This is a genomic window from Chryseobacterium sp. FW101-FHT12H09 (genome assembly GCF_058790395.1).
On sequence record NZ_JBYTCP010000003.1, the window covers coordinates 1,029,124 to 1,053,609 of the forward strand.

Annotated in this window: 22 protein-coding genes and 2 tRNA genes; 11 read left to right on the top strand and 13 right to left on the bottom strand. The window is 34.1% G+C overall.

Features of this window, described 5'->3' with window-relative positions:
• Positions 1 to 84: 84 nt before the first annotated feature.
• A complete protein-coding gene (locus tag AC3WRL_RS15485; RefSeq protein ID WP_261512931.1) occupies positions 85 to 1,371 on the bottom strand; it encodes an adenylosuccinate synthase in 1,287 nt (428 codons plus the stop codon).
• Between the two features lie 211 nt (positions 1,372 to 1,582).
• On the opposite strand from AC3WRL_RS15485, the gene AC3WRL_RS15490 reads away from it, so the two are divergent.
• Positions 1,583 to 2,518, top strand: a complete 936-nt coding sequence (locus AC3WRL_RS15490) for an alpha/beta fold hydrolase (RefSeq protein ID WP_492330685.1) — start codon at positions 1,583 to 1,585, stop codon at positions 2,516 to 2,518.
• Positions 2,519 to 2,744: 226 nt separating this feature from the next.
• Here AC3WRL_RS15490 and AC3WRL_RS15495 read toward each other — a convergent pair whose 3' ends face one another.
• Positions 2,745 to 4,334 (bottom strand): ABC-F family ATP-binding cassette domain-containing protein, encoded by a 1,590-nt coding sequence (locus tag AC3WRL_RS15495; RefSeq protein WP_492330686.1) that lies wholly within the window; start codon positions 4,332 to 4,334, stop codon positions 2,745 to 2,747.
• Positions 4,335 to 4,528: 194 nt separating this feature from the next.
• On the opposite strand from AC3WRL_RS15495, the gene AC3WRL_RS15500 reads away from it, so the two are divergent.
• The 5 genes from AC3WRL_RS15500 (at position 4,529) to AC3WRL_RS15520 (ending at position 8,786) form a co-directional block, all read left to right on the top strand.
• Positions 4,529 to 5,083, top strand: coding sequence for a phosphoribosyltransferase (locus tag AC3WRL_RS15500; RefSeq protein ID WP_034682317.1), 555 nt, complete (start codon positions 4,529 to 4,531; stop codon positions 5,081 to 5,083).
• Between the two features lie 43 nt (positions 5,084 to 5,126).
• Positions 5,127 to 5,705 (top strand): adenylate kinase, encoded by a 579-nt coding sequence (locus tag AC3WRL_RS15505; RefSeq protein WP_214827176.1) that lies wholly within the window; start codon positions 5,127 to 5,129, stop codon positions 5,703 to 5,705.
• Positions 5,706 to 5,770: 65 nt separating this feature from the next.
• Positions 5,771 to 6,754: a GTPase ObgE gene (gene obgE, locus AC3WRL_RS15510; RefSeq protein WP_214827178.1), complete on the top strand. Its 984-nt coding sequence runs from the start codon at positions 5,771 to 5,773 to the stop codon at positions 6,752 to 6,754.
• Between the two features lie 127 nt (positions 6,755 to 6,881).
• Positions 6,882 to 7,325 carry an outer membrane beta-barrel protein gene (locus tag AC3WRL_RS15515; RefSeq protein ID WP_492330694.1) on the top strand — a complete coding sequence of 148 codons (444 nt, stop codon included), beginning with the start codon at positions 6,882 to 6,884 and terminating at the stop codon, positions 7,323 to 7,325.
• Between the two features lie 198 nt (positions 7,326 to 7,523).
• On the top strand, positions 7,524 to 8,786 hold the full coding sequence (locus AC3WRL_RS15520; protein ID WP_214827182.1) for a DEAD/DEAH box helicase: 1,263 nt from the start codon (positions 7,524 to 7,526) through the stop codon (positions 8,784 to 8,786).
• Between the two features lie 55 nt (positions 8,787 to 8,841).
• Here AC3WRL_RS15520 and AC3WRL_RS15525 read toward each other — a convergent pair whose 3' ends face one another.
• From AC3WRL_RS15525 to AC3WRL_RS15555, 7 genes are all read right to left on the bottom strand, one after another.
• On the bottom strand, positions 8,842 to 9,603 hold the full coding sequence (locus tag AC3WRL_RS15525; RefSeq protein ID WP_214827184.1) for a TatD family hydrolase: 762 nt from the start codon (positions 9,601 to 9,603) through the stop codon (positions 8,842 to 8,844).
• A 3-nt stretch (positions 9,604 to 9,606) separates the two neighbouring features.
• Positions 9,607 to 10,137 (bottom strand): DUF4269 domain-containing protein, encoded by a 531-nt coding sequence (locus AC3WRL_RS15530; protein WP_251040514.1) that lies wholly within the window; start codon positions 10,135 to 10,137, stop codon positions 9,607 to 9,609.
• A gap of 3 nt (positions 10,138 to 10,140) precedes the next feature.
• Positions 10,141 to 11,091 carry a GSCFA domain-containing protein gene (locus AC3WRL_RS15535; RefSeq protein WP_214827187.1) on the bottom strand — a complete coding sequence of 317 codons (951 nt, stop codon included), beginning with the start codon at positions 11,089 to 11,091 and terminating at the stop codon, positions 10,141 to 10,143.
• Between the two features lie 108 nt (positions 11,092 to 11,199).
• Positions 11,200 to 12,171 carry a polyprenyl synthetase family protein gene (locus tag AC3WRL_RS15540; RefSeq protein WP_214827189.1) on the bottom strand — a complete coding sequence of 324 codons (972 nt, stop codon included), beginning with the start codon at positions 12,169 to 12,171 and terminating at the stop codon, positions 11,200 to 11,202.
• A 102-nt stretch (positions 12,172 to 12,273) separates the two neighbouring features.
• The gene (locus AC3WRL_RS15545; protein WP_214827190.1) at positions 12,274 to 13,416 is read right to left on the bottom strand and encodes an inorganic phosphate transporter; all 1,143 of its coding nucleotides are present in this window, start codon (positions 13,414 to 13,416) and stop codon (positions 12,274 to 12,276) included.
• Between the two features lie 15 nt (positions 13,417 to 13,431).
• Complete coding sequence (locus AC3WRL_RS15550; protein ID WP_214827191.1) at positions 13,432 to 14,070, bottom strand: DUF47 domain-containing protein; 639 nt, start codon at positions 14,068 to 14,070, stop codon at positions 13,432 to 13,434.
• Between the two features lie 152 nt (positions 14,071 to 14,222).
• Entirely contained in the window at positions 14,223 to 15,920 is a 1,698-nt protein-coding gene (locus tag AC3WRL_RS15555) for a DEAD/DEAH box helicase (protein ID WP_492330687.1), read from the bottom strand.
• A 551-nt stretch (positions 15,921 to 16,471) separates the two neighbouring features.
• Between AC3WRL_RS15555 and AC3WRL_RS15560 the strand changes: the two genes are divergently transcribed.
• The 3 genes from AC3WRL_RS15560 (at position 16,472) to AC3WRL_RS15570 (ending at position 19,627) form a co-directional block, all read left to right on the top strand.
• Positions 16,472 to 17,137, top strand: coding sequence for a DUF2461 domain-containing protein (locus tag AC3WRL_RS15560; protein ID WP_492330688.1), 666 nt, complete (start codon positions 16,472 to 16,474; stop codon positions 17,135 to 17,137).
• A gap of 207 nt (positions 17,138 to 17,344) precedes the next feature.
• Positions 17,345 to 18,139 (top strand): FkbM family methyltransferase, encoded by a 795-nt coding sequence (locus AC3WRL_RS15565; protein WP_492330689.1) that lies wholly within the window; start codon positions 17,345 to 17,347, stop codon positions 18,137 to 18,139.
• A 9-nt stretch (positions 18,140 to 18,148) separates the two neighbouring features.
• Positions 18,149 to 19,627, top strand: a complete 1,479-nt coding sequence (locus AC3WRL_RS15570; protein ID WP_492330690.1) for a lipopolysaccharide biosynthesis protein — start codon at positions 18,149 to 18,151, stop codon at positions 19,625 to 19,627.
• Here AC3WRL_RS15570 and AC3WRL_RS15575 read toward each other — a convergent pair.
• From AC3WRL_RS15575 to AC3WRL_RS15590, 4 genes are all read right to left on the bottom strand, one after another.
• The gene (locus tag AC3WRL_RS15575) at positions 19,620 to 20,660 is read right to left on the bottom strand and encodes a hypothetical protein (protein ID WP_214827205.1); all 1,041 of its coding nucleotides are present in this window, start codon (positions 20,658 to 20,660) and stop codon (positions 19,620 to 19,622) included. The two genes, AC3WRL_RS15570 and AC3WRL_RS15575, sit on opposite strands and share 8 nt — an antisense overlap.
• 66 nt (positions 20,661 to 20,726) lie before the next feature.
• Complete coding sequence (locus AC3WRL_RS15580; RefSeq protein WP_261512944.1) at positions 20,727 to 21,581, bottom strand: glycosyltransferase family 2 protein; 855 nt, start codon at positions 21,579 to 21,581, stop codon at positions 20,727 to 20,729.
• Between the two features lie 96 nt (positions 21,582 to 21,677).
• Positions 21,678 to 23,078 (bottom strand): aspartate ammonia-lyase, encoded by a 1,401-nt coding sequence (gene aspA, locus AC3WRL_RS15585; protein ID WP_214827210.1) that lies wholly within the window; start codon positions 23,076 to 23,078, stop codon positions 21,678 to 21,680.
• Between the two features lie 69 nt (positions 23,079 to 23,147).
• Positions 23,148 to 24,173 carry an N-acetylmuramoyl-L-alanine amidase gene (locus tag AC3WRL_RS15590; protein ID WP_261512947.1) on the bottom strand — a complete coding sequence of 342 codons (1,026 nt, stop codon included), beginning with the start codon at positions 24,171 to 24,173 and terminating at the stop codon, positions 23,148 to 23,150.
• 137 nt (positions 24,174 to 24,310) lie between these two features.
• On the opposite strand from AC3WRL_RS15590, the gene AC3WRL_RS15595 reads away from it, so the two are divergent.
• Both AC3WRL_RS15595 and AC3WRL_RS15600 read left to right on the top strand, forming a co-directional pair.
• Positions 24,311 to 24,397: transfer RNA gene (locus tag AC3WRL_RS15595), tRNA-Ser, on the top strand.
• Between the two features lie 13 nt (positions 24,398 to 24,410).
• Positions 24,411 to 24,485 (top strand) — tRNA-Pro (locus AC3WRL_RS15600).
• Position 24,486 lies beyond the last annotated feature (1 nt).

Here is a 24,486-nt window from a genome sequence, read left to right on the forward strand (position 1 = left end):
TGACAAGGACGAAAGCATTAGACAATACAAAAAAGAGACTATCAGATTGACAGTCTCTTTTTATATATTTAAAGTTATTCTATGTTAGAACAATTCTTTTCTGATAATGTTCTGACTTCTTTCAGGACCTACAGAAACTAAATAAACATTAATTCCTAAATACTTTTCGATAAACTCAATATACTTCTGAGCTGTATCAGGAAGTTCATCATAGCTTCTTACTTTTGTAAGATCTTCATTCCACCCTGGTAAATCCTGGTAGATCGGCTCATAGTTGTATAATTTCTCTGTTGATGAAGTGAAGTAATCAATTACTTTTCCATCTTCAGTTTTATAATGAGTTACGATTTTCAGGTTTTCAATTCCTGTAAGAACGTCAAGTTTAGTAATCACTAAGTTATTAATACCATTGATCATACAAGCATGCTTTAAAGAAACAAGGTCTAGCCAACCGGTTCTTCTTGGCCTACCTGTAGTCGCTCCGAATTCACCTCCGATCTGTCTGATCTTTTCTCCTAACTCATTATCTAATTCAGAAGGGAAAGGTCCGTTTCCTACTCTTGTACAATATGCTTTAGCAACACCAATTAAATTTTGAAGTGAAGTTGGAGGAACACCAGCTCCTGTACAAACTCCTCCTGTAGATGGAGAAGATGAAGTAACATAAGGATACGTTCCGAAATCAATATCCAACATTAAAGCCTGAGCTCCTTCAAACAAAACGTTTTTACCATCTCTGATCGCTTCGTTCAATTCAACTTCTGTATCTACAATTCGGTCTTGAAGTTGCTTTCCAATCTCTAAAAACTCGTTGTAAATTTCTTCTACGTCTAAAGTCGGTTTTCCGTAGTATTTTTCAAAAAGAGAATTTTTAATTTTCAGGTTTTTCTCAATTTTTTCTCTTAAGATCTCAGGATTCAAAAGGTCGATCATTCTGATCCCAACTCTTGCAATTTTATCTTCATAACAAGGGCCGATTCCTTTTTTAGTCGTTCCAATTTGAGTTCCTCCATGTTCTTCTTCACGGTAAGTATCCAAAAGAATGTGGTAAGGCATGATCACATGCGCTCTTCTGCTGATAAAGATATGATCTGTTCTTAAGCCTTTGCTTTCGATCTGACCAACCTCTCTGATGAAAGATTTAGGATTTACTACTACCCCGTTTGCAATAATACACTTGCCTTTGCACTGAAGAACTCCAGAAGGAAGAAGGTGTAAAACAAATTTTTCTTCACCCACATAAACCGTATGACCAGCGTTGTCTCCCCCTTGGAAACGTACTACATAATCCGATTTAGCAGATAAAACATCCGTGATTTTCCCTTTACCCTCATCTCCGTACTGAAGACCTACAACTACGTAAGTTGACATATTTTACTTTTGTTTTTAGATTCATGCAAAATTACTTTTAAAAAAAATGGTGGGCAAATTATGGGGAAAATTTATTTTCATTCTTGTTTAAAATCATGGAATTAAGATGGATTTTAAGTTGTAAAATTCCAAGTTCTCAAAGGTATGTGATATCAGTTTCTTTTATTTATTATGTATATTTGAGTATACTCTGAAATAATCAAGGTAGCCTATGAGAACATTACACCAATCAGGATATTTATCTAAAAATACGAACAACCGGCCTCAACTTTTTTACAATACGTTTATTCCTGAGACGAATCAGGTAAAAGCAACTTTACAGATCATTCATGGAATGCAGGAGCATAGTGGAAGATACTCTGAAATAGCTGAATATTTTGCAAGTCAAGGATTAGCTGTATTAACTTATGATCACCTGGGACACGGAAAGTCAGTAAATGATAAAAAAGATATTGGATTTTTCCAATTGGATCAACCAGACAGAAAACTGATTGATGACGCAGAAATGATGAGCAATCATTTGATCAGCCAATATCCCGAGGTTCCTCATTTTATCCTTGGCCATTCGATGGGTTCGTTTGTTACCCGTTGCCTTCTTCAAAAAATAGGGAATCAGTTTACCGGAGCCATTATTGTAGGAACAGGAGGTTCTTTAACAGGCCTTGGATTATTGAACACTTATTTCTCACTGGCCAATACAATAGCTCCACGTCAAAAAACATTTTTTAATTCGCTTTTTAATTTTGTTAATAACAGTCATTTTAAAAAGGATAAAAACTTCAGTGATACAAATTGGCTGAGTTTGAACCAAGCTAATAGAGATTCTTTTACGAAGGATGAGCTTTCTGGAATCCCTTTCACTAACAATGCTTTTTATACTTTATTTAAAATGTATAAAAAAGCAACAAAAAGAAACTGGGCAGATAACATTTCTAAATCTTTACCTTTTCTATTCGTCAGTGGGCAGGATGATCCTATTGGAAATTTCAGTAAAGGAGTTATGCAGACTGTAGATAATCTTAAACACGATGGATTTACTCATGTAGACTATAAAATCTATCCTAAGATGCGCCATGAAATTATGAATGAAGAAATTAGAGAGGAGGTATTGAGTAATATTTATACGTGGATTAGAGAGCATTTATAATAACTCGTGTGGCTTCGAGAGCCTCAGCCACACAAGTTAAGTTAATAAAACTTTTTGCATTTGTCATTCTGTAAGAATCTAAGCAGCTCATGTTTAGAATAATGATTTAGATTCCTACGGAATGACAGGATTAACGTATAGGTAAAATTATTGCAGATAAAATCCTTGCGCCTTAAAAACACATCTATCTTAAAAAATTGCGTCTTTGCCTTTAACCAATATTTAATTAATCCAACACAATCTCATTTTCTACACCAATCTCCTCCAGAAAAAACTCATCATGAGAAATCACCAACAATGTTCCTTGATAGTCTTTGATGGAATTGGTAAGGATCTCTACATTTTGAAGATCTAAATTATTCGTCGGTTCGTCCAGAACAATAACATCCGGTGCTTTATTACTGATAGACAATCCGCACAGCAAAAGTCTTAAACGCTCTCCCCCACTCAATACTTCTCCTTTCTTATCCCAGGTTTCTTTACCAAATAAAAACCTCGACAATATGGTTTTAACCTCAGACTCCTGTAATCCATTATCATTAAACTTCTGAGCAAATTCATAAATTGTTGCTTCTTTATCAATCAAAGAGTATTCCTGATCAATATAGATCGTATTAAAATCTGTTCTGTTTACAGTTCCAATAGTAGGTTCTATATTTCCAAGCAAAAGTTTTATCAATGTTGTTTTTCCCGAACCGTTAGAACCTTTGAAAGAAATACGATCCCCGCTTCTGATCTCGAGATTAAGATCTTCCGGCCACAGGAAATTTTCGTTGTATTTAAAATTAACATCCACTGCATTAATAAGAATTTTTCCGGAATGCAGATTAGGATCATCAAAATTAACTTTCATCTGTTCTGCATTTTTTATAGAAGAACGCAATCCCCGTAGATCACCAGAAATATCATTGATCTTTTCAGCATGGATATTCTTTAATCTGGAAGTATTTTTTTCAGCATTATTACGAAGTGTATTCATCATAATTCTTGCAACACCGGATTTCTCCTGTTTTTTCTTTCCTCTGGCATCCAATTTCTGCTTCCTTTCCAATGTTTCGCGTTCTTTTTCTTTTGCCTTTTTTAAAGCCCGTTCTTTTGAATGAATGTCATTGTTCAATGCTTCTTCTTCAATTTCTTTTTGTTCAGTGTAAAAATCAAAGTTTCCGCCGTATGTGGAAATACCCTTATTACTCAATTCATAGATGGTATCAACAAGATTTAATAAAGCTCTGTCATGGCTTACAATAACAAGTGTTGAACTTGTTTTATCGATATAATCATACAATAAATTTCTTCCTTCCTGATCTAAATGATTGGTAGGTTCGTCTAATAATACAATATCCGGTTCATTAATTTGCATTCCTGCCAGAAAGACTTTGGTTTTTTGTCCACCACTTAAGCCATTCAGCTTTTGATTTAAATCCAGATTGTTCAGTTTCCAGTATTCTAATATATGTTGACACCGTTCTTCAATGTCCCAATCATCATTTAAAATTTCAAAGTAAATTTCATCAACATCTCCGCCGCTGATTTTCTCTAAAGCATCTAGCTTTTTGTCTATTTTTAAGCATTCAGCGATTGTAAGATCATTAAAATTCCCAAACATTTGTGGAACATAATATAGATCACCCTGGATATTTACCGCTCCATCCAAAGGTTGAATTTCGTTTGCAATGAGTTTAAGCAGGGTAGATTTCCCCATGCCGTTGCTTCCGGCTAATGCCGATTTTGAGTGTGATGGTATCGTTAAATTGATATGACTAAAGAGCAGGTCTCTGTTAGGAAACCTATAGGATATATTTTGTAGAAAAATCATGATTTCTTTCTAATTAAAGTTAAACATCAATAATCCTGTGATTATTACTGATCAAATCTGAAAGAAATTATATCCTACATGAGCCTGTTTTTAGGTTTTGTGTATGCAAATATAATGCAAATAGTGGATTAAACAGAAAAACATTTTAATCAAAAATCAAAAATCCGTAACTTTGCCAACTACTAAAAATTTTTATGGAAAGCATTAAAGTTCACGACAAAACTTTTGTTCCTTATTTAAAGGACGCCGAAATTCAGGAAATAGTAAAAGCAACAGCGCTAAAAATTTATGAAGATTACAAAGATGAAGTTCCTGTCTTCATAGGGGTTTTGAACGGAGTTATCATGTTCTTCTCAGACCTTTTAAAGCATTACCCGGGAAACTGTGAGATTGCTTTTATTCAAATGAGTTCTTATGCAGGAACAGAATCTACAGGAATCGTTTATCAGAAAATGGAATTAACGAAAGACGTTAAAGACCGTCACATCATTCTTGTAGAAGACATCGTAGATACAGGAAACACAGTTGAAAGTCTTTTCAAATATTTCAAAGAAACACAACGTCCAAAATCTGTAAAACTGGCGTCTTTCTTATTAAAACCTGAGGTTTATAAAAAAGATTTCAAGCTGGATTATATTGGAAAAGAAATTCCAAACAAATTTGTTCTTGGTTATGGATTAGATTACGATGAATTGGGAAGAAATCTTTCGAATTTGTATCAATTAGAAGAGGGAAAAATCAACCATTAATTTCAAATCTGAAATTTAAATTTAAATATCTAATTAAATAAAAATGATAAACATTGTTCTGTTCGGGCCTCCAGGAAGTGGAAAAGGAACACAAGCTCAAAATCTCATCGAAAAATTTAATCTAAAGCAAATCTCAACAGGTGATCTTTTCAGATTTAATATGAAAAATGACACTGAATTAGGAAAATTAGCTAAATCTTACATCGATAAGGGAGAATTGGTTCCAGATCAGGTAACAATTGATATGCTGATAGACGAATTAAGAAAACCGACAGATGCGGCAGGATTTATTTTCGATGGATACCCAAGAACTGCTGTACAGACAGAGGCTTTGGAAAAAATCGTTAAAGAAGAGCTGAATGATGACATCGATGTTTGTCTTTCATTGATCGTAGAAGATACAATTTTGGTTGAGAGATTACTGAAAAGAGGAGAAACAAGTGGTAGAACCGATGACAGTAATGAAGAGATCATCCAAAACAGAATTAAAGAATACTATACGAAAACAGCTGAAGTAGCTGAATTGTACAAGCAACAAGGTAAATATGTAGAGGTAAATGGAGTTGGCGAAATCAACGAAATTTCTGAAAAGTTGTTCGCTGAAGTAGAAAAAATAAAATAATCGGGATTCGGGGGACGGGATGAGAGTTTCCTATCCCGTAACTCGCAACTCGTAACAAATAATATATGTCTAATTTTGTAGATTACGTAAAGATTCATTGTAAAAGCGGCCATGGTGGTGCAGGTTCTGCCCATCTTCGTCGTGAAAAATACATTCCTAAAGGTGGACCTGATGGTGGAGACGGAGGTCGAGGCGGTCATGTTATCATGAAAGGGAATGCTCAGGAATGGACTTTACTTCCACTTCGTTATACCCGTCATGTAAAAGCAGAACGTGGTGAAAACGGAGGGAAAAACCAGCTTACAGGAGGTTATGGAGCTGATGTTTATATTGAGGTTCCTATTGGAACCATTGCCAAGAATGAAGAAGGTGAGATCATTGGTGAAATTTTAGAAGACGGACAGGAAATCATTCTGATGGAAGGAGGAAAAGGAGGTATGGGAAATGAATTCTTTAAATCTTCTACTAACCAGACTCCAAGATTTGCACAACCTGGAATGGATGGTCAGGAAGGCTTTGTTGTTTTTGAACTTAAGATTTTAGCCGATGTGGGTCTTGTAGGTTTCCCTAACGCTGGAAAGTCTACTCTTTTGGCTTCTGTTTCTGCAGCGAAACCTAAAATTGCAAATTATGCATTTACTACTTTAACTCCTAACTTAGGGATCGTTGATTACAGAAATTACAAATCTTTTGTAATGGCTGATATTCCGGGAATTATTGAAGGTGCTGCTGAAGGAAAAGGTCTTGGTCATCGATTTTTAAGACATATTGAAAGAAATTCAATCTTATTATTCATTATTCCGGCTGACTCTGAGGATCATTTCCAAGAGTTTAAAATTCTGGAAAATGAACTGAAAGAATATAATCCTGAATTGCTGGATAAAGATTTCATTGTTTCCGTTTCAAAATCAGATCTACTTGATGATGAACTTAAAAAAGAGATCTCCGCCGAATTTCCAGAAAACAGACAACCCATATTTTTCTCTGGGGTAACCGGAGAGAATCTTATGGAATTGAAGGATGCGATCTGGAAGAAATTGCATGGATAAAACTATTTAAGTCTTTATAAAAAATTATTAATAGAGTGCATTTTGTGTACTCTATTATTATATCTATCATTTGCTAAAGAGAAATTAGACCCAAAATCTTTCTTCTATGCAGGAGGACTTGTAGAATATCCTTTCTCCAAAAGTTGCTTTGCAAGGGGAGTTACTTTATACCCAGATTGGAGGAAAAATGAGTAAAGAGGCCGTTCACATTCCTGATAGCCGAGTAATTAATTTTGAAAACACTCGTTATAACCTTCGATTTTCTCAAATTCAGGTTCCTGTTTCCATAAAATACAGTATCATTCCCCAGTTTTCTGCATCTGTTGGAATGAACATCGCATTTACTTTGTCTTCAAAAGTAAAAACAACATTCCTGGGTACAGATCTGTACGATTATGAAGGAATTAAAACACTGAACCTTTACCCCTTTTTAGGTGCGGAATACAAGTTCAATAAAAAATTCTTTGTAGATGCCCAATATAATTTCAATTTTATCAAAATGAATACAGCTAACGGACTTCCTGTTAAAGCAGGCTTTCTACAGGCCGGTGTAGGTTATCGATTTAAATAAATCTCAGGATAAATCAGCAATAATAGGTAAAATAATGTACTTAAATTATTTTACCTACCTTTGCATTATATTTCGCGGCATTCTCAGCCCTTTCAGTAATTAATTTTACTTAAAAATTCTGTTAATCTTTTTAGCAGATTCGCTAAAAATGATGAAGTATACTACTTCGACCGCATTATTTTTAATACGCAATATATTTTGTTATTTACAGACTTAAAAATTATCAAGCCCATTTTAGATGCGCTTCAACAGGAAGGTTATGAAAAACCAACTCCTATACAACAAAAAGCTATTCCTTCTATTTTAGAGAAAAAAGATCTGCTAGGAACAGCACAAACAGGAACAGGTAAAACAGCAGCTTTTGCTATTCCTATTTTACAAAATCTTTCAGAACGTCCAAAAAGCAATCAGATCAAAGCCCTAATTCTAACACCTACGAGAGAATTGGCAATACAGATCGAAGAAAGTTTTAGCGCTTATGGAAGAAATCTTCCTTTAAGAAAATTAGTAATTTTCGGAGGGGTTAAACAAGGTTCACAAGAAGCTGCATTAAGAAAAGGAGTTGATATCCTGGTTGCAACACCCGGAAGATTACTTGACTTTATTGCTCAGGGAATTATCAGTCTTAAAAATCTTGAGATCTTCGTTCTTGACGAAGCTGACAGAATGCTGGATATGGGTTTCGTACATGATGTAAAAAGAATTATAAAGCTTTTACCTCAAAGAAGACAAACTTTATTTTTCTCTGCTACAATGCCACCTGAAATACAGAAATTGGCAAGTTCTATACTGAATAATCCGGTACAAGTTGAAGTAACGCCAGTTTCTTCAACAGCAGAGACCATTAAACAATCTGTTTATTTTGTTCAGAAAGACGATAAATTAGGATTACTTACACATATCTTAAATGACCATATCTCCGAATCTGTTTTGGTTTTCTCAAGAACAAAACATGGCGCGGATAAAATTGCCAGAACTCTTCAGAAAAGTAATATCTCTGCAGAGGCTATCCACGGAAATAAATCTCAAAATGCACGTCAAAATGCTTTGAGCAATTTTAAATCCGGAAAAACCAGAGTTTTAGTTGCTACAGATATTGCAGCAAGAGGAATTGATATAGACGAATTAAAATATGTTATCAACTACGAACTTTCTGATGTTGCCGAAACCTATGTTCATAGAATCGGAAGAACGGGAAGAGCAGGTGCTGAGGGAACTTCAATCTCTTTCGTAGATGGTTTAGATTTGTTGAACTTAAGAGATACCGAAAAATTAATCGGAATAAAGATCCCGGTGATTAAAGATCATCCGTTTCATACAGAGAATCTGGTAGCACAAAAAAGGGATTCCAATAACAAGCCAATGAATGGCAATGCTGGTTCCGGAAGACCAAAACCTGCTCAAAGAAAAGATGCCGGCACGAAAAAGCCAAAGAATAAGAGTTTCTTTAGAAAAAAATAATAAAAAAATCCTTCTCAGTACTGAGAAGGATTTTTTTTACTATAAAACAGGTCAGCTATTTAAACATTTTTTTTGCATTCTCCGTTGTAATTCTACTTATTTCAGGGAAGTCTTTGTTATAGATATTAACCAATTTACCAACCACAAGATCAAGATATGAACTTTCATTTCTTTTTCCCCGATGAGGAACGGGAGCTAAATACGGAGAATCTGTTTCTAAAACGATTTTATCCAATGGGATCTCATGCAAAAATTGATCAATCTTTCCATTTTTAAAGGTTACTACTCCACCGATCCCTAAAATAAAATTGAGGTCTATCGCACGTTTTGCCTGCTCTAGATTACCGGAAAAGCAATGAAAGATCCCCCGAAGTTTCGGATGTCTTTTTCTTTCCAGAACTTCAAAAGTTTCATCAAAGCTTTCTCTTGTATGAATTACGATTGGTAAATCCATTTCAATAGCCCAATCGATCTGTTGTTCGAAAGTCTTAATCTGAATATCTAAAGTCGTTTTATCCCAATATAAATCTATTCCGATTTCTCCGATAGCAGGAAAATGTCTTTGATCAAGATAATTTTTTACGATCTTCAATTCATTTTCCCAAGATTCTGGTTTTACATAACAAGGATGCAAACCCATCATTGAAAAGATCTGGCCGGGATATTCGCTTTCCAAATGGAGCATCTTTTCATGAGATTCAGAATCGATGGCTGGAAGATAAAACTCCGTTATCCCTTTATCAAAAGCTCTTTGGATTGCCTCTTTTCTATCTTCATCAAATTCTTCAGCGTATAAGTGTGTATGTGTATCAATCATTTTCTAAAATTTTAATAGATCTTCATAAGGGTTTTCCAGATTCATCAGTAAACCAAAAGCTGGTTCTGTCTTGATCCCTTTCTTTTTTAATTCTATTATCTGCTGTTTAAATGTTTCTCCTTTCTCACGTAGTATGTTGTATTCAGCAATCATATGTCTGTAAGCATTTTGTTTTATTGTCGGCTTATTTTGTCCAAAAATCTCTATGGGAAATTCATCAAGCATAAAGTTTAAAACAATACTTTTTTCTCCATTTACAGTTACTTTTTCAACCTTAACATCTACTTCCAAAGGAATTAGCCTGCTAAACATTATTTCGTTCAAAAAATCTTCTTCAAATCTAAGATCTACCTCACAGATAATATCTAAATCACTGCCCTCAACATCAATTTCAATTGGAACTGTTCCCGCTAAAATCGGAGAATAATTTTTAAGCTTTTCAAAAACTTTATATTTCGTAAGAACTTCATAAGCTCTTTGCTGTTTCTGATTCCCACTTTCCAAATAATCTATTTTTGTAAAGTCTATCATCATCAGCTAGAATATTTTATGTTTTACTTTCTTTTGTTGATTGTCGATCTTTTGTTTTAATTTCTCTTTAAAATCAAGATATTTAGGATCTTTCTCATCTTCTGTTTTATGTTGTAAAGCTTTATTAATTTTAAAATTCTCTTTAATAAATTCTTTAGTATTTTCTGAGAAATAAGCAGATCCAAACCTGTCAAAAATATACTGGATAGCCTGAGCATTAGGATGGATCATATCCTCTTTATAGAAACGATAATCCCGTAAATCATCCATCACAATCTCATAAATTGGCAGATAATGGCAATTTTCAATCACCGAAATAGCTTCATGAACAGCGGTGATCAATTTTGATTTGCTAAGTTGGTTTTCCACCATTCCATCTTTGGTATGCCGAACAGGAGATACCGTAAACAGGATCTGTACATTTTCTTTACAGATATCTTTGAGACTTAGAATCGTATTATAAATTGAATCTGTAATTTCCTGGTGGGTCAGCAATCTTTTCTCAAAGAATTTCTGTGGTATCTTATGACAGTTGGCTACAAGCTTTTTCTTTGGCTGAAATTCATAGATAAATGAGGTTCCATAGGTTATAATAACCCAATTCGCATCTTGTAGAAAAAGATTTCCTTCTTCTATTTTGCTATTAATTTTATCCAGTGTCTGATGAATATACCGTGTATCAAAACTGCTATGGTGATCAAGAGAAATATATTCTTCGTTAAAGGTGATTAAATCCTCCTCAATATAAAAGTCTGAGTCATGAAGCCTTTGTATGGCATTGTTAATAGAAAACGGGTTAAAAACAGTCCCAAACGGATTATTAGCTGTCTGAATCTGTCCTTGCTGAAGCAGATCTGACATCTCTGAAGCAAAACAAGAACCTATTGAAAATATTTTATCTTCAACTTCGATCTTATTCTCTGACTCATTGATGTTAACTTCAGTTCTGAATTTCATATATGGGTATAAGGTAGCAGCAATAAGGTTTTAGATAATTTGTAGCAGGAAATAGGTAATATATTCTTGAATTTTTTGCCACCTTCTATCAATAACCTATTATCTGTTCTAACTTTCTCTTCTCAACAAATAATTCGCTAGCTCTATAAAAGGTTTTTTCTTTTCTTCCGGAATATTAATCTTCTGAAGATAGCTCTGACCTATCTCATTATGTTTTTGAATTAAACGCAATGCCTTTTCATCAACTTTGGTTCTTCTGAAAATTTTCTCCACTCCATAAACCTTATCAATATTATCGGTCTTTTTAGAATACCAATGATCAAGTTCTCTTCTTTCTTCATCAGTGGCATGTTCTCTCGCCATTAAATAAAGAACCGTTTTTTTGTTTTCATAAATATCACCGGCATGTTTTTTCCCAAACTGTGCCTGATCTCCAAATACATCTAAATAATCATCCATGATCTGGAATGCAATTCCGATATGTTTCCCAAAATTGAAAATAGATTTTGCATCTTTAAAATTAGCCTTGGCAATCAGAGCTCCTATCTCAAAAGAAGAGGCACTTAAAACACCTGTTTTATAAGTAATCATTCTGATATAATCATCAAAAGTCACATCTTCCTGAGTCTCAAAGTTGATATCATATTGCTGACCTTCACATAGCAAAAGTCCGGTATGCGTAAATATTCTGATACAAGCTTTAAAAATTTCCGGCTCCAGATCTTCAAAGAACTTGTATGCTTTTAACATCAGTCCATCTCCGGAAAGAATTCCCACATTAATTCCGTGTAAAGTATGAATGGTAGGTTTATTTCTTCGCAATGGAGCTTCATCCATAATATCATCATGGATCAAAGTAAAATTATGGAAAAACTCGATCGCTAATGCGGGCTTAATCGCCTGCTTAAGATCACCTCCGAACAAATCACAAGCCATTAAAACCATAATAGGACGTAAACGCTTTCCACCATGGGAGATGATGTAGTTCATCGGATCGTATAATTCCGTAGGCTTATCTTTAAAAGTGTATTTGGTAATGGCATCAGCAACAAGCTGTTGGTAGGTGTCTAAAAATTCCATAAAATCCTATAATTTCAACAAAAATACAATTTTTCAAGTCTTTATAAAACAAAAAACTTTGCCCATTTGGACAAAGTTTAATATTATTATTTAAAATTCTATTTAAGAAAGAAAAGCAACCAAAAGGTAGGTAATTCCTGCTACAATAGCTGAAATAGGAATTGTTAATACCCAAGCCCAAAGTAAGCTTACAGTAATTCCCCATCTTACGGCAGAGATTCTTTTCGTTAGTCCAACACCGATAATAGAACCTGTAATTGTATGCGTTGTAGAAACAGGAATACTCAACTGGTCTGTAATAAATAAAGTAATAGCTCCTGCTGTTTCAGCACTTACACCTTCTAATGGGGTTACTTTAGTAATTTTAGTTCCCATTGTTTTGATGATCTTCCAACCACCGCTCATAGTTCCCAGACCAATAGCCAGGAAGGATACCAAAGGAACCCAAAGATAATGCTGAGCAAAATAATCAAAACGTCCAGCAGATGGTATGTTTAGATAAACAGGATCATGTAACATTTCCACATGATAATAAATCAAGGCCGCTCCAATAATTCCCATTACTTTTTGTGCATCATTCAAACCGTGCCCAACACTAAAAAGTGCAGAAGAAACAAGCTGTAATCTTTTAAAAGATTTGTCTGCTTTGTATGGGTTTGATCTTTTATATAAATGAACAATAATTAATGTAATAATAATTGAGATTACCATCCCTATAATTGGTGCCATGAAAATAAACAGGAAAATAGGAATTACTTTATCAAATTTCACCACACTTTGTGTAGTTAATTGATGAAAAGCCTGTTTTAATGTTTCAAATGTTCCTAGGCTAGGTTGTGTTGCTACCACATCGTGATAATCCAACATAAAAGCATGCATCAAAGCTGCTCCTAAAAACCCGCCAATTAAAGTATGAGATGAAGATGATGGAATACCAAACCACCAAGTTAAAAGATTCCAGGCAATTGCCGCAACAAGACCTGAGAATATAACCTCAAGGGTAATAAAATTTTCATTAACCGTTTTGGCAATGGTATTTCCTATTCTAAATTCACCTATTACATAGGCTGCTAAAAAGAATGCTGCAAAATTCCAAAGTGCTGCCCAAAGTACCGCCTGAAATGGAGTTAAAACTTTCGTAGAAACAATTGTAGCAATTGAATTGGCCGCATCATGAAAACCATTAATATAATCGAAGATTAAAGCTAAAGCAATAATAACCGTAAGTAAAATCGGAAATTCCATTTTTTGTTATATTGTTTATGCGTATTTAATCATGATGTTCTCAATAGTATTGGCAACATCTTCTGCTTTATCAGTTACTATTTCAAGATAATTAAGTACAGATGATACTTTAATAATATTGATAGCATCATTAGTTTCAAACAACTCTACCATTGAATTGGAAAGCAGATCATCTGCAATATTTTCAATAGAGTTTACTTTAATACAAGCTTCTTTTACCTGATCCATATTTTTGAACCCTTTCAGGTTTTTCATGGCGTTCTGAATTTCAAGACATGCTTTATGAATTAACAGAGAAAAATCTGCATAAGCCTTCATTAAAGGCGATTTGTATAAGAAGATGTATTTTGTAGAAGCGTAGATATAATCAGCGATATCATCTAAACCTGTTGCCAGTGTATGGATATCTTCACGATCAAAAGGAGTGATAAAGTTTTTTCCAAGCTCTATGAAGATTTCGTGAGTAAGTTCATCATTTTTATGTTCATAGTCGCTCATTTTCTTCAACATAGAGTCGTCATTAACGTCAAAATCCTTGATTCCGTTGTTGAATTCCTCAGACATTGCAACCAGGTTTTCAGTTACTTTTTCAAAAAGTACGAAGAAGATTTTATCTTTTGGCTGAAAAGCGTGGAAAATATTTCCAATTCCCATTTTTAAGTATTTATAATTTCGTCTGCAAATTTCCTAAAAAAGGACCTTAACAAAAAGCATCTAACGTTAAGTTTTGTTAACATTGGTTTAAGTACTGATTATCAAACAAAAAAACCGGCTTTACAGCCGGTTTCTATTATCTGAAATGAGTTTTAATTAGCTTCTTCAGCTCTCATATCTTTTCCTTTGAATTTCATGGTAGAAATATTGCTCAAAAGATCTCCCTTAAATGATTTTTCTATTTCAAAGAATGAAAATTTCTCTAAAATTTCAATATCTCCAATTTCGACTCTTTTTTTGCTTTTTCCTTCAGTTGCTTTATTGATGATATCTAAAACATCTAATTTTTTCAACTGATCTTTTTTCCCTAGGTTGAAGAAGAATCTTACCATATTCTCATCTTTTTTTCTAGGTTTACCACGATCTCTTCCTCTATCTCCACTTCTGCTATCGCGATCTCTTCCTCTATCTCTGTCTCTATCACGACCTCTGTCTCTTCTAGAGAAGTCATCATCTCTACCACTATTAAACTTCTGTTCAACAAGATCATGTTTGTCTTTGTAGTATAATGCAAGATCCTTCAATTGGAACTGTAATAACTGATGCACTAATTCCTCTTTAGTAAACATGCTAAGATCCGGAATCAAGCTATCATCAAATTCAAATAAATCTTCATGCTCTGTTAATAGCTTTTCGAAAACTCCGCCAACCTGAGCTTTGATAATATCCTGTCCTGTTGGAATTGTTTTCTCAACGATATCAATTTTCGTTGTTGCTTTTATTTGCTTCAGCTTTCTGCTTTCTTCAGGCTTGATCAAAGACATTGAGATCCCATCTTTTCCTGCTCTACCTGTTCTTCCACTTCTGTGAACGAATACTTCAGGATCATCAGGTAAAGAATAATGAATAACGTGAGTCAGAGAGTCAACATCTAAACCTCTTGCTGCAACATCAGTTGCAACTAAAATGTCGATATTCTTCAATCTGAATTTCTTCATTACCGTATCTCTCTGCGCTTGAGAAAGATCACCATGAAGGGCATCAGCCGCAAATCCATTCTGCATTAAGAAATCTGCAACTTCCTGAGTTTCCATTCTTGTTCTACAGAAAATAATGGAATACTGATTAGGGTTCGCGTCAATTAATCTCTTAAGAGCTTCTTTTTTGTTACGGTATCCTACAACATAGTATTCATGTTTAATGTTCTTTTTAACTTCGTTAATAGAACCTATCGAAATACGATGTGGATTTGTAAGATAGTTTTTAGAAATTCTTTCTACTTCTTTACTCATCGTAGCCGAGAATAAGAAAGTTTGTTTTGTTTCAGGAGTTTCACGTAAAATTGTTTCCAATTCGTCTTTGAAACCCATTGAAAGCATTTCATCAGCTTCGTCTAAAACCAACCAGTGAATAGCAGAAAAGTCAAGAGCTTTTCTGTTGATCAAGTCAATTACTCTACCAGGAGTACCTACAATAATCTGCGGCTTCTCCTTTAAAGAGCGGATCTGGTCCATAATACTGCTACCACCATACACTGCTGTAGTTTTGATGTCTCGCATGTACTTAGAGTAATTTTTTATGTCTTTAGAAATCTGAAGACATAATTCGCGTGTCGGACAAAGCACCAATAGCTGGATTTTGCGACTCGTATCGTCAATCATATCCAAAATCGGAAGCGAAAACGCTGCAGTTTTGCCTGTCCCAGTCTGCGCAAGTGCGATCAAGTCGCGTATATCTGAAAGAATAAAAGGGATAGTCTGTTTTTGGATTTCTGTCGGGCTTTCATAACCCATTTCGCCAATAGCCTTAAGGATGTCAGGACTTAAATTGGACTCCGTAAATAAATTCATTAAATATTTTAAAATTTTTGCAAAGATACAACAAATATTTTAACTTTTTTGAATAAAGCATTAAATAACGAATCTTAATTTCAGAATCCTTTAATGTTTTGTTAATTTTTAAAAAATTAACCGCAATAAATCAAGCCAAAAGTTAAAAAACTATTAAACAATATTTTTTTTTATTAAATTGGATTGATTATTTCTTTGCTATTAATGAATTTTCAAAAATAAAATCATGAAACGCAAGTTTTTCTTTTTGATATTCTCTTTCAAAATGATTATTTTTTTGCTCAAAACACCTATCTATCCAGAAAAATTAGTCTTAGAAAACCATATTAATTGCGCAAAAGAAAATAACACTTCCATTAATTCTTTACGGCTTTCAAAAACTTCTGCATAGCAGGATCTTTAAACTGGTCACACCATTTTTATCCTGGCTACTTTTACTTTCATTACAGAATCTTCTATTGATATTACCCTGCTTTAAAAGCTTCCAAACCTGATCCAATTGAAGCATTGAGATATGAATAATTTAATTAAATTTGATTAAATAAAAAAATATGTCAGCCACCATTTCTACAAAAACTTTTGATTTTCTAAAAAAACTATCCAAAAACAACAACCGGGAATGGTTTAATGAAAACAAGAACCTTTATACGGAATCTCAGGAAAATGTAATTGCTTTTCTTGAAGATCTAATCAAAGAAATGTCTGGATTTGATGAGGAGCTTGCTAAGCTTGATGCAAAAAAAGCCCTGTTCAGAATTTATAGAGATACAAGATTTTCAAAAGATAAAATCCCTTATAAAACTAATTTTGGAGCTTCTTTAGGAATGGGTAAAGGATCTCAAAAGGGAGGTTATTACCTTCATTTGGAACCAGGAAAAACCTTTCTAGCAGGTGGAATCTATATGCCCGAATCTTCAGTTTTAAAAGAAGTCCGAAAAGAAATATCGCTGTATGGAGATGATTTTATTAAAATTCTAAATAATAAAGATTTCAAAAAATATTTTCCTGAAATGGATCAGGATGATAAATTGAAAAAAGTTCCACAAGGTTTTGAAAAGGAAGATCCAATGGGTGAATATTTAAAACTGAAGAGTTTTATAGTGGTCTATAAGCTAAAGGATGAAGAGGTATTGGATAAAAATGCAGCCAAAAATATTGCTGAAATTTTTAAAATCATGAAACCTTTTAATGATTTCTTAAATACGCCTTTCCAATAAATTACTGGTAGCCACAAATACAAACTTAATACAAAATCAATTAGCTGATTATCCTTAAAGAATGCTGATTTTTAAGAATATTCAACCCATATTCCATTCGAAAATAATATTTAGAATATCTCTTGAAAATCAATGCATTACGATTTTAATATTTTAACACATATTTAACATTTTTGACTATCTTTGCTCACTGTCAAATAATCAAGGATGTCTTTATACCAAAGAATTGCAGAAAACTTACAATATATAAGTCCAAGTTTTTATAAAAGTAGATATTTTAAAAGCTTACACAATCTTTCAAAAGATAACTTTTCGGCACGAAATGTAGAGCCGGAATTGGTGTGGATCAAAGAATATTTATCTGAAAATGCAGTGATCCTGGATATTGGCGCCAATGTTGGAACTTTTTTGTATCAATTGCAAAATAAGCTGAACCATCAGCATATTTATGCTTTTGAACCTAATAAAAAATTATTCACCCGTTTAAAGAGACTTTTTCCTTCTATGAAGATTCTTTCTTTAGCCCTTTCTGATGAAAATACAACTGCGGAATTTAAAGTTCCCATCATCAATGGCAAAATGGTTGCTTCACGAGGAACACTTAACACTTCGTATAAAGAAAAAGGTGAGGAAAGAAGCTATACTGAAAAAGTAACAGTAACAAAACTGGATGATTGGGCTACGAAAGAAAACCTCCAAAAACTGGATTTCATTAAAATAGATGTTGAAGGAAATGAAATGAAAACGCTTTTAGGCGGTAAAAAAACCATCCAGCAATTTCTACCCACTCTTATGGTAGAAATGGAACAGAGGCATCATGAAAAACCTATTTGGGAAGAGATCTCTGAAGTTGAAAGCTGGGGATATGAGGCGCGTTATTTAAACCGTACTCATTTTAAGCTTGAAAAACTGACTGAAGAAATTTTAGTAAGCAACACCAGCGACGAAAAAAACAAAACAGCGTATATCAACAATATTATTTTTATACCAAAAACCTATTAAAATATCTTTATGAGTGTAGTAGCAAGACAGGGATTCAAATATTCCATTATTGGTTATATTGGTTTCTTGTTGGGTACCGTTTCAGCTATCTTTATCTTTCCGAGTAATTTTGAATTTTACGGAAAGCTACGCTACATTCTGTCTACAGCAGAAATGCTTGTCCCTTTTGTTGTACTGGGGATCTCATATTCAAATGTTAAGTTTTTTCACAGACTGGAAAAAGATGGTAAAAAGCAAAATATGCTTTCCTTATCATTACTTACCATACTGATCAGTTTTATCATATTTTGTATTGTTTTCTTTTTAATACCTTTCTTATATCCAAAATTTATTAAACTGGAAGCCTGGAAGAGTAAGCAAATTATTTTACCACTTGTTTTAATACTGTCACTTTGTGCCATTTTCAATAAATATATTTCAAATTATAAGAGAATTGTTGTTTCTAATGTTTTTGACAACCTTCTTCCTAAAATAGCTAATTTAGGGGCTTTCTGCATTTTTTCCTATCTCCTTTTATCACAAAAAATAGCTTTCGCATTTTTCTTTGGAATATTTGCATTAATGCTTTTTGGATATATTTATTACACGAATAGATTAGAAAAAATCAGGTTAGATTTTAGCACAGATTATTTCAAAAAAAACAACTTCTGGAAAGAGTTTTCAAACTATAGTTTTTTTGGCTTTTTAGGGACTTTTGGGAACTATCTTGCGATCAACAGTTTTATGATCGGTGAATTCATGGGAATGGAAGAAAATGGTGTTTATGCGGTTATCTACGCCCTAATCTCATTGATCTCTATTCCGCAATTAGGACTGTTCAATATTTCAGCACCGATTATCAGCAAAACGCTTGCAGAGGGAGATATGGAAGAATTAGACCGATTCCATAAAAAGACATCTTTATCTTTATATTTTTTGGGTGCCGTACTGTTTTCATGTATCATGGTTGGCTTTCCTTTTCTCACTCAGTTTATGCCTAAAAATGGGATTATGCTGAGAGAATATGAGCCTGTTGTATGGATCTGGGGATCGGCTGTTTTAGTGGACCTGGCAACAGGATTTAATGGAAATATTATTTCTCTTTCAAAATATTACCGTTTCAATATTCTGGTAATGCTTCTACTAGCAGGATTAACAATAGGTTTGAACTATTATTTTATTAAAAACACAGACTTAAAGTTAATTGGAATTGCTTTGTCGACGGCCATTTCATTAACTACCTACAACGTGATTAAAATTGCTTTCAACTACTTTATGTTTAAAGTTTCACCACTAAGTATTGAGATGATCTTTGTTTCCATCATTTGCACGCTAGCGATCACCATAGCTATTGTTTTACCTACATTCAACAATAACCTCATCAATTTATTCTATAAGCCGGCAGTTGTTTTGATATTGATTTATATTGGGAATTACTTCACGAAAATATTTCCTCTTGAAGATTATCTGAATAAGACTTTTATTAAAGGTATTTTTAAATTTAAATAAGACTATTTAATACTTTCTCCAGAGTTGCCTGAACATTCTTTTTACCATAGTTTTTTTGAAAATCAAAACTTTGGCTTTTAAGCTGTTGGAACTGCTCAATGACATTTTCTTTTTCGGGAATTATAAAATCTAATTGTGATGGATAATCTTTGGGGAAAACTGCCAGCTTACCATATTTAATAGCATCGCCTATATTTCCTGTCATTTTAGTTTTTCCATAAAATTCTTTCTGACTGAAAAACGCTGTCTCCTGTTGGATCGGACACCATAATACATCCGCTTTCCGCATCCAGTTTTCATAATCATCCCCTGACACCCTCTCTTTAAAATAGTGTATTGTACTATTTTCGGATAGGTTTTGAGATAAATCGTCAAGAATCTCCAATTCTTCACCCTCAGATTTTCCAAGAAATATAAAGGAACATTTCTGAGCAGCATTAAGATCTTGAATCGTTTTAAAAACATGCTGATAATCTCTCCTTCTCTGTGAAACTCCCCCTGGAATAACAATTATCAGATCATTACTTTGAGTTTTATCAAAATCGACCGTATAAAAAAGAGGTAGAAAGTTATATGCTTCTGAAGACAATTCATGATCAAGAACCAATAGATGTTTTGCCCGCTTATAAACTTTTGAAGAATAAACCAAACTTTCTTTCCACCATAATTTAAGCCTATACATAACATCTTCTTTGAAAATACTTTTTATTAAACCAAATTTTGAAGACTGAGCAAAGTTGAGATTATGGGTAATAACAGCGGCATTGTATTTCTGAACAATCGTCAGAAAAGTATTAAAATAACGGTGTACAGTTCCGATAATAATAAGGTCATATTTTTTTTCTTTCAATTGATCACCTATCATCGAACTGTCTGATAAAAAAACAGCCTCACCATCTTCTCTGATCTGATCTTTGATTTTTTTTGAAAAATAATAATCGACTGAAAACTGCTCTGAGTCTTTCATAATATCCATGAAAGCCTGTGCAATTTCAGTGTGAGTGTCTATTTCTATGTAGGCTATATTTTTCAAAGTATTTTATTTCAACTAAAATCCGTTGCTATTGATATAAATGAATTTATACTGATGATTTGAATTTTAAATCCCCAACCATTTCTTTTTTAAAGCTTTCCAGCGTTGGCTGTTGATAACTCGCTGTTCATCTTTACTGATCTTCAGTTCCAATTTCTTCGACCTGCAGTCTTCATATGTTTTAATGATCTTAAAGAAAAAAGGAATTGATTTACTTTTCATCGCTTCCTTCGAAGATGCGATATAAGCAAGAAACCTGTTCAGCCCTAAAAAATAAAAATACCTTCCATAATAATCAAATTCCTTTACCGTGTAATCAGCGCCCTTAACTTTGATTAATTTCACTTTTAATTCTGGTAAAACGATCTCTTTCCAACCTAGATTTTCCAGTAATATGGAATCAATATTATCCCAGCCTAATGTTTCCCTTAACCCTCCCATCGCTTGAAAACATTCTTTTCTATAGGCTTTCATAGGTCCTCTCACATGATTTTTATTTGAATTCCCTTCATACACCCATTCACCATCTTTTTCCACATATAACAAACCTCCTATCAAACCATATTTCGGATTATTTCTGAAGGCTTCTTCTATTGTTTCAAGATAGTTTTCGGACAAAATAATATCAGCATCAAACTTACAAATGATGTCAAAGGCATCAGGACTCTGTGTTTCCAGACCTTTCTTAAAAGCATTCACTACTTTAGAACCTGGCTGATGTGCCGACTTCTGGAGGTTTACAGTTTCAAACCTGGAATCATTATCAGTATATTTTTTTATGATTTCAGAAGTCCGGTCTGTAGAACCATCATTACTGACCACAACCTTAAAATCTTTATAACGCTGCTGTTGTAAAGAATCTAAAGTAAATGGAAGATTATCCTCTTCGTTGTGTGCCGGAATTACAATTAAAAACCTCAATTTTTTATCATGTATTATAGAGATCTTCACTTAAAAAACACTGTGATTCAAGTGAAGACCTTTTGTATTATTATCTGTTACAGATTTGCAAAAATATTATTTATTATGAGGCATCAGCATATTTTTAGGATCAAGAATCTCATCCAGTTTTTCCTGAGTAAGAACTCCTTTTTCCAACACTAAATTATATACACTTTTTCCTGTTTCTAATGCTTCTTTGGCAATTTCCGTTGATTTCTTATATCCAATATAAGGATTAAGAGCGGTTACAATACCGATGCTGTGTTTCACCATATTTAAACACACTTCCTTATTGGCTGTAATACCAACGATACATTTATCACGAAGGGTATCTAACGCATTGGAGAGGAAATTAATATTTTCCATGATCGCATGAGAAAGTACAGGTTCCATTACATTCAGCTGTAATTGTCCTGCTTCTGCAGCAAAGGTCACTGTAAGATCGTTCCCGATTACTTTAAAACAGACTTGATTAACCACCTCAGGAATTACCGGATTTACTTTCCCAGGCATAATAGATGATCCTGGTTGCATTGGCGGCAGATTGATCTCAAAAAGCCCAGCTCTTGGCCCTGAAGAAAGCAATCTCAAATCATTACAGATCTTTGATAATTTTAAAGCAAGACGTTTCATCGCTGACGAGTAGATCACGTAAGAACCTGTATCAGGAGTAGCTTCTACTAAATTTGGAGCAGAAACAATTGGAAAACCTGTAATCTGAGCTAGGTTTTTAGCACAAAGACTAGCATATCCAATCGGAGCATTGATTCCTGTACCGATTGCTGTAGCTCCCATATTAACCTCAACAAAAAGGTCAGCGTTGTTATTCAATTTAGAAATATCTTCTTCAAGATTGGCAGCAAAAGCTTCAAACTCCTGTCCCAAAGTCATAGGAACAGCGTCTTGAAGCTGCGTTCTTCCCATTTTTATAACATCCTGAAATTCCTGTCCTTTTACACGAAAAGCATTTACAATTTTCTCAAGTCTTTCAACTAATCCTACGTTCATACGCAGAAGTCCCATTTTTATAGCAGTAGGATATGCATCGTTTGTCGACTGAGAAAGATTGATATGGTCGTTGGGTGAACAGAACTGATATTCCCCTTTATTTTTACCTAATTTCTCTAAAACTCTGTTAGCAATTACTTCATTGGCATTCATGTTTATTGAAGTTCCTGCGCCACCCTGAATCATATCTACAGGAAACTGTTCATGAAGTTTTCCATCTATAAGTTCATCACAGGTTTCTGCGATTTTGAAATACAGGTCTTCTTCCAATAGACCTAATTCGTAATTCGTTTTAGCTGCCGCTTTTTTCACAAAAGCTAATCCTTTAATAAAGTCAGGGTATGAAGAAAGAAGCTGTCCCGAAATTTTGAAGTTATCGATCGCTCTTTGGGTTTGCACTCCATAATAAGCATCTACCGGTACATTAAGTTCTCCCAGCAAATCGCTTTCTTTTCTGAAATTTTCCATTACAGATTTTTTATTTTTTTATCGTTTAAATATAGCAAAAACGCATCGTTATCGGATGCGCTTTAAATTTTATTTTACAGGATATTTCTGATTCAAAGCTTGCAATATGGCCCATGTTTCGGCATCCATAATTCCATCATAGTTTTGTGGACGGAAATGATACTGAAAGGCTTCAATTGTTTTTTTTGTCGCATCATCCCATGCTCCACTCAACTCTATTCCATATCCAAATTTCTGAAATGCTGTCTGAATTAAAAAGATAAATGAAGCTTCATTGTATCGGGTCTGGAAATCAAGTTGCGCTAATTCAAAGATACTTTGTTTTGCTGCCTCATCATACCACATTCCTATCTGATATTCGTCATATAGTTTTTTCCATGGAAACATTGGTCCCGGATCCTGCTTTCTTGTGGGCGCAATATCGGAATGCGCCAATACATTGGTTGCAGGAATCTGATATCTAACCACAATATCTTTTGCTAAAGCAGCAACCTTTCTTACCTGCTCATCACTAAATGGCGCAAAAGTTCTTTTCCCTGCAGCATCAGTTGTATATCCCATGTTGACGATTTCAACTCCAATTGAGTTATCATTCAGATTTTTGTCACTTCTCCAAGAGCTTATTCCGGCATGATAAGCACGTTTATTTTCATCTACCAATTGATAGATCTCATTATCTCCGGTATTATTAACCAAATAGTGAGCACTTACAGTCTGCTGTGTTAGAACCATGATCGATTTATCGTCCGGTAAAGCCGTATAATGCAGTATTAAATATTTTTGTCTGAAATTTTGAGCAACAGCCGGAAAGTATGTTTTTACAACCTTATATCCTCCAGGTTTTGCAGAGACAATTGAACCGTAGCTAGCCGTATTATCATTCTTCGTTGGATCGGCGATATTGGTGGTGAAAAATTCTACTCCGCGGTCATTGGTAATTTGTGGTTTTGGCTTTTCAGTAGCAGGTGTTTTTACTACCGTTTTTGGTTGTGTCACTGGATTTTTTGGTTTGTATGTACTTTTCTTAACATTCTTTTGAGGGGTACAAGAAAAAACAAAAGCACTTAATCCGATGATATATAATGTTTTACGCATTAGTCGAAATTTTTAATCATTTATTACCCTCAAAAATACGTAAAATTTTCTTGAAATTTATTTGGTAAATAAAGAAATCTATTCTATATTTGCACTCGCAATAACGGAACAACGATCATTCAAAAAACGTTATAACAGGAGAGTTGCCTGAGAGGCCGAAAGGACATGTTTGCTAAACATGCGTACTGGAAACGGTACCAAGGGTTCGAATCCCTTACTCTCCGCGACTATCATTTTCGGGGCGTAGCGTAGTCCGGTCATCGCGCCTGGTTTGGGACCAGGAGGTCGCAGGTTCGAATCCTGCCGCCCCGAC